Here is a 6,294-nt window from a genome sequence, read left to right on the forward strand (position 1 = left end):
TTGTCGAAAAATATTTTTTGGACACCCCTGAGGGGCCGAAAAGCCTTGATAAATCAACATTTCTAGAGGGAGGGAATCCATCATGACGCGTGGTACGATTCAAAACCGTGACGCATTTTTACAAACGATCGCCGAGCGTCTCGGAAGAAGCCCCCGCCTGTCCGGCGTCTCCCGGCCGCAATGGGATGATGCGCCGCAATGGACGGTGTTTGCCGGCTATAGTCAAGATGACTTGCTGGAGGCGCTTCGCCAACAGTGCACACTCATTCATACGGACTACATCGAGACAACAAGCGCCGAACTGGCGGGCGTGCTGAAGCGACAAGTGTCGGCCTACGGCGGCGGACCGGTCATCATGCCAAACGATCCGCGCTTTGCCGAGTATGGCCTGTCCTCCTTGCTTCAGGAGGAATGGCCGGCGGAACAAACGGACGTTCACGTGTGGAATCCGGCGCTCGGCCGCCAAAACATTGACGCCGCCGAACAGGCGAACGTCGGCATCGCCTTTAGCGACATCACCCTCGCCGAATCGGGAACGGTCGTGCTGTTTTCCCGCAACGGGCAAGGGCGGGCCATTCACTTTCTGCCGAAGACGTATATCGCCATCGTTCCGAAAAGCACCATCGTGCCGCGCATGACGCAAGCGGCGGCGCTCATTCACGAGCAAATTGAACAAGGCGCCCTCGTTCCGTCATGCATCAACTTCATCACCGGCCCGAGCAACTCCGCCGACATTGAAATGAACTTGGTCGTCGGCGTCCACGGGCCAATGAAAGCGGCGTATATCATTGTCACCGACCGGTAAGCAACGCGAAACGGTGCCTCTTTGTTCGTCGGGCACCGTTTTTTCGTTCAATATTGCCGGCTCACATCAACCGCATTGGCAAGCGGTTCGCCGGCTTTTAATGAGGCAAACGCGGTCCAATAGCTGCCGGCCATCCTAGACGACTTGTCGTTTGTCGTCGACGACAATCCCCTTTACCTGCTGGTGCAGCACTTCTTTGCCCAGCACGGGATCCTGTTCGATGTCCGCCAAGTGATCGGCTGACCAACGAGGATCCGGTGTCCGAGGAGTTCCGTCCACTCAAAACCACATTGAGCGATTCAATCGGACGTTTCAAGGCAGCTGCTGATCGACTCACGGATTTGGGGCGGAAGAAGGCTCGGTGTCCTTTTTTGTCACACTGTTTGTGGCGTATTTCAACTTCCTGCGCCCACACAGCGCGCTCGAAGGCCGGGTGCCGGTCGTCATCCCGGAACTGGCGGATCTTCCGCCTGTGCCAACCCGGTGGACGAAACGGATCGCCATGGCACAAGCATTTCTCCAACAAGAGGCGCCCTGACTTTTTTGTTCGCTGGAGCCCGTTGAACAGAACTCCTGCCGGATTCGGCGAAGCGAACCCTTGACCAACCGAACACCGCCAAGGGGAAAATGCGGCAAGGGCAAGGGCGGCTTTCCTATGCCCTCTTTTTTGTCCCCGTCGCCCTTGACGACGCTTTCTCACCTTTGGCGGGTGTTGGTCAAGGGCGAATCCGGCTCCTAGGATGCCTCACGATGCTCCATGGGATGGCATGTGTGGAGTTTTCATCAAACTTTTGACGCTACCCTGTCTTATGCAATAAGTGGTCCATAATAAATCTTAATCACTCTTAATCTTGTATAATAACTGCTTGACTCAAATGCATCAATTAAACTATAATCAAGTCTTGCACTTGAATGTCCACAATAAAGAATGTCATAAGTTCCTCGCTCTGATCTCCATACCCTCTTAGTTGCATATACGGTGTGAGAATATCGAAGTTTTGTGATATTATAGAACTGTATTACATCACCAACTGTTGCATTATTAGCCGCATTGCCAGCCTCATCTCCTGAACTATACTCATAACGTCAACAAGATAATCATGAAATGCCTCTACTTGTATCCAAGCGTTCGTATAAGGTTTCCATGTAGAATCTGTTTTGAATCCAGCAGCGTATAAGATCTGTGAAACAAAATTTGTACAATCATTATCATACTTTTTATATTCCGGATTGTAGGATAAGGCCCATTTTCTAGCATACTCAACAGCTTTGTCGAGAGATGTCGATTCGATAGCTGTCGAATAAAACATTTGAGTCGACGCTAAACTTGTTCTATTTTGCGTTTCATCTACAGAATATTGAGATATTGAGTCTTGTAGCTTTTTTGAGAGTTTAGCTTTTTCTTTTACAGGAATTTTGTTCTTCTTGAACATATCATAAAAATTCTTATTATAGTTTAGGTCATTAATGGCAGACTCGTTGGGAGCGCCAAGTTCATCATAGATATCCTTAGTAATTTTCCGGCTATTCACCAAAAGTTGTACTTGACTATCTCAGATCATGTCTTACTTGCACCCATAGAAAAAAATCAGCAAATCATACATGATTGACGGATTAAGAAAACACCTCGCTTACCATGTACATGTTGTGTTAACGCGCCAATAATTTTCGATTTACCAGAAAAATGGTTCATCACCACAACGTGTACTTGACAGACGGTGCACTTCTCTGAACAGGTGTAGGCAAAAAATGATTGGTTTCCCGTTCTTTCGTGGATGCATAAGTAAGATGTGGGATGAAAAAATCAAGTACAACTTTTGGTGAAGAGCCAGAAAAATTGGTAAATAACATAATATAGAAACAATATACTATTAATGATAAGCGTAACAAACAAGATTTTGTGGATAGTTGTTTTTCTCTCTCTAACCCCCAAAAACTTAATTTGGAAAAATAAAAGTAGGATATTGAGAAAGGTAGGAACTAAAGTATAAAAATACCTTTCATCACTAATTGATACTACGCTTGGATTAAACCAATAAATGAACGCATCAGAATTTTGAATCATCAAGCTGAATAAAATAATAAACCATGAAATAACTAACAAGAGAACCTTCATGAATATTCCACTTTTTTCAGAAAATCTAAGTTTCATAAAATTGACACTCCAAACGCCTAAAGGCGTGGGATTCTTGGGTCGTTCGCGTCCTCATCCATTTCTGGTTCGGACAACGCCCAAGTTCAGGGGTGTGCCATCACCCCGTCCCATCGGGTTAAGATGTACCCCAATGGGCGGCGCATCTGTGACCAGTGTGCTAGGTTAGGCGGCGAAGCCCGAAATCGCTTTGGCGATGTTGATGGCGCCATTTAAGTCGGCGTGGAGGGTGTATCCGCACTTTTGGCATCGGAAGCGGATGCCGTTTCGGTTCGCTTTCTCTCGATAACCACATTTACACGTTTGGCTTGTGTAGGTTGGATTCACCCACTCAACGCGAATGCCCGCCATTTCGGCTTTATAGGCAATCATCATTTGCAGTTGATGAAACTCCCATGAATGAAGGCTTCGCCCCGCTTCTTTGGGCGATGCTGCCCGTTTCCGAATGCCCGTCAAATCTTCCATCCGAATCACGCCAACACCGTTGGCGAGCGCAAAGTTGACGATTTGATGGCTGATTTTGTGGTTGACATCCTTCATCCAACGGGATTCTTTACGCCCGATTTTACGAATCATATGGAGCTTTTTGGACTTGAATCCATTGTCGTTTCTCAAGCTCATGAGCATAATAGTCAGCAATTTCATCGGCAGACAAAGACAAAACGACAAACTCGACCCTATCGTCTACCGATTGAATTTGGCTCGCTTTTGGATGCAAAGGAATATCTTCATACCCAGGGACAGTCTGTTGTTGCCGACATCCTGAGCAAAGAATCATCATAAAAATGAACATCAACGGGATGCCTACGCGCACTTCATCTTCCTCCGCTCCCACAGACTTAAAACTCTCAGCGTTGGAATACGTCCATAGCACGCGGAATTTTTGCTGGACGATCTATCATGAAACTCCCCAAATTCGAACATGTGGAAAGGTATTTTCATTCTTTCGATGGTGACAAATTTTTTTCGTCATGGAAGTCTAGCATCACACTTCGCAGCAGGTGATTGTATAACAGCGGTTTCCCCTAGTCCATGAACGACGGTGTGAAAAGAATAATTGGGGTTGCAAGGTTTCTTTATTTGAGAAATGATACTGGAAAACCTGTAGACGCTAGGAAAACCGCCTTTTAGGTTAGTTCACCCAATAGTAATCCGTCACATGGAGGAACCGTGTCGTCTTCGCTCCCAAATCCCAATGACGGTGATACGTATCATCTTTTCGAATACGTATCTTGACCGCTCACCTTGACAATCAGCCAATGACCATCCCGTTTGGCCAAGGTAGCGAAATAAGGAATGTTCGCTTCCTTGGTAATCACGACTTCATTTGATCCCGGAAACATAGATTCGTACTCAACTGAAACGAAGACCTGAACCTTGGCTGTTTTGCCGCTAATCTCAACATTTTCGAAGACAGGATGAACCTTTACACTCGTATATCGAAACCCAGCACGAGCAGCCGGTTCCAAGTAATGTCTTCTCACATAGGCACGCTCGCGGCTTTCCTCTTGTTCGGAAGTGTCCGGATCATAAAACGATTTTATGTTCACCTGTGGATCGATCATTAGACGCCATCGTGCCTCTAAAGCTTGAACAATGGTCTGCTGTATAGCGACAAGATCACGGTCACTTGCAGGGCTTGCTACTAAGCTGAACGCTGTAGCCGTGCTCCCCCCTGAGACAAAAAGGCTCGCTAGTCCTGCGACAAAGACAATCAGCGAGGCGATCAATCGCTTCCACTGTAATGGGCGAAACATAACATTCACTCTCCTTTGCTATTCCCTTTTTCCATCAATCATATCAACACCAATGCAGTTGAGAAACACAACGCGAAGCCATTTTAATCTCGTGGATCACCTCCCTTTTTAATGACAGTAGTATAGTTAGCTAGTGAGGTAAACCGGCTGGATTCTTAGTTCAGAAAGTTGAATTCCGTAGTCGTTGCGGAGTCACAAAGCGATGTGGAAACGAGTCGCGTTTTTAGCAGATTATCAAAATTGATTATGATTACGGGAACATTGAACTCCAACGCAATATACAGTCGTGAACTCCCTTTCGAAAGAAAGAGATTAGAAAACAGGAATGTTCCTTCGAAGATGAATACATGTGAAAAGAAGGGCTGATGCCATAAAAACACGATACAGGGAAACTTGCATGCCCTAGAACGGCCTTTTAGAAGGCTGATAAAAACCGCAGATTTGCTCGATTGATGAGAAGCCCCAAGAAATGAAATGACATCGTTGCGAAGTTTTTCAATTTGAGAAGTAATGTTGGACAGCGGTAGTTCCCCGTGGATCACCGGTCTTGAACAGATTGCGAAGAAGGAAACACTCGAACTGGCAAAGGCGGACATTGCCAACGCTAGACACTCGTCCTTGCTCTCGTCTTTCCGCTTTCCAACCCATGGGGTCTTTCACTATTGCTCTTCACCAAAAGTTGTGCTTGACTGTTTCAAAAAACATGCTATACTTCCTCCTGTAAAGAAAAAACAGAAAATGAACAATTTTCATACATATTGACACGAAAAGAAGTCTCAATTGTCAAGTACACGTTGTGGTGATAAACCTATTTTTATCATAACAAAACTGAATCTACCAAATCAACGGTATTTTCCACGATTGGACAAATTTTTTCACCGCTCCCCTTTCGCCAACGTCGGCCAAGCGATTGGCTTGTTTTATGAGACAAAGACCCATCGCAGCCAACTATACGTGGGACGCATTGGACCGCCCACTGCCCTAATCAGCCAAGGATTGTGAAAGGTTTGGACATGGATGAAAACAAATGTCCCAAAGAGGGACGAGCGATGACCAAAAAGGCGGCCGTCGCTCGTGGTGCCGGTCAAAAAGTGGCTCAAAAAGCCTTTGTGAAATAGGTAGGATACCGTTCAATATTGCCGGCTCACATCGACCGCATTGGCAAGCGGTTCGCCCGTTTCGATGCGGCGGAGCGTGTCCAATATAGAGCGGGCGGCGTCCTCGGCCGCGGTGAGCGCCGCGATATGCGGAGTGATGATGACATGCGGATGACCCCATAGCGGCGAGTGCAGCGGCAGCGGTTCTTCTTCAAACACATCGAGCACGGCGAGGCGCACGTTTCGGTTTTCCAGCGCCCCGACAAGCGCCGCCTCCTCGACCGTGGCGCCGCGGCCGACATTGATAAAGCCCGCATTGTGCAGGCAGGAAAAAAACGTCTTATCAAAGAGATGATGCGTTTCCTCTGTCAGCGGAAGCGCGGCGATCACCCAATCGGCGCGAGCAAGCGCTTCCCCCGCCTCTTCATGGCGGTAAACAGCCGAAAACGACGGCGTGTCTCGGCCGCTTCGCGAGACGCCGGC

5 protein-coding genes and 2 pseudogenes are annotated in these 6,294 nt (G+C 47.4%); 2 read left to right on the forward strand and 5 right to left on the reverse strand.

The window, feature by feature from the left end; translation table 11 throughout:
• Nucleotides 1-82: 82 nt before the first annotated feature.
• Both B4113_RS07085 and B4113_RS18610 read left to right on the forward strand, forming a co-directional pair.
• Nucleotides 83-805 (forward strand): lactate utilization protein C, encoded by a 723-nt coding sequence (locus B4113_RS07085; protein WP_061912372.1) that lies wholly within the window; start codon nt 83-85, stop codon nt 803-805.
• A gap of 123 nt (nt 806-928) precedes the next feature.
• Nucleotides 929-1,343 (forward strand): annotated as a pseudogene (locus tag B4113_RS18610) (transposase); the annotation flags it as partial.
• A gap of 481 nt (nt 1,344-1,824) precedes the next feature.
• On the opposite strand, the gene B4113_RS07090 reads toward B4113_RS18610, so the two are convergent.
• From B4113_RS07090 to B4113_RS20390, 5 genes and pseudogenes are all read right to left on the reverse strand, one after another.
• On the reverse strand, nt 1,825-2,337 hold the full coding sequence (locus B4113_RS07090; RefSeq protein ID WP_235597970.1) for an amidase domain-containing protein: 513 nt from the start codon (nt 2,335-2,337) through the stop codon (nt 1,825-1,827).
• A gap of 785 nt (nt 2,338-3,122) precedes the next feature.
• Nucleotides 3,123-3,551, reverse strand: a pseudogene (locus tag B4113_RS07100) (RNA-guided endonuclease TnpB family protein); the annotation flags it as partial.
• Nucleotides 3,523-3,771, reverse strand: coding sequence for a hypothetical protein (locus B4113_RS07105; RefSeq protein WP_235597971.1), 249 nt, complete (start codon nt 3,769-3,771; stop codon nt 3,523-3,525). The gene B4113_RS07105 and the pseudogene B4113_RS07100, both read right to left, overlap by 29 nt.
• 397 nt (nt 3,772-4,168) lie before the next feature.
• Nucleotides 4,169-4,714, reverse strand: a complete 546-nt coding sequence (locus B4113_RS07110; protein WP_061912374.1) for a hypothetical protein — start codon at nt 4,712-4,714, stop codon at nt 4,169-4,171.
• 1,130 nt (nt 4,715-5,844) lie between these two features.
• Nucleotides 5,845-6,294 (reverse strand): NAD(P)-dependent oxidoreductase (locus B4113_RS20390; protein ID WP_304439352.1); only part of this gene is annotated, 450 nt, incomplete at its 5' end.

Origin of the sequence: Geobacillus sp. B4113_201601, assembly GCF_001587475.1 — a bacterium.
GTDB classification, from domain to species: domain Bacteria; phylum Bacillota; class Bacilli; order Bacillales; family Anoxybacillaceae; genus Geobacillus; species Geobacillus icigianus.

Coding starts and splice junctions, on each gene's coding strand:
- B4113_RS07110 (WP_061912374.1), bottom strand. CDS start 4,714: ATGTTTCGCCCATTACAGTGGAAGCGATTGATCGCCTCGCTGATTGTC.
- B4113_RS07085 (WP_061912372.1), top strand. CDS start 83: ATGACGCGTGGTACGATTCAAAACCGTGACGCATTTTTACAAACGATC.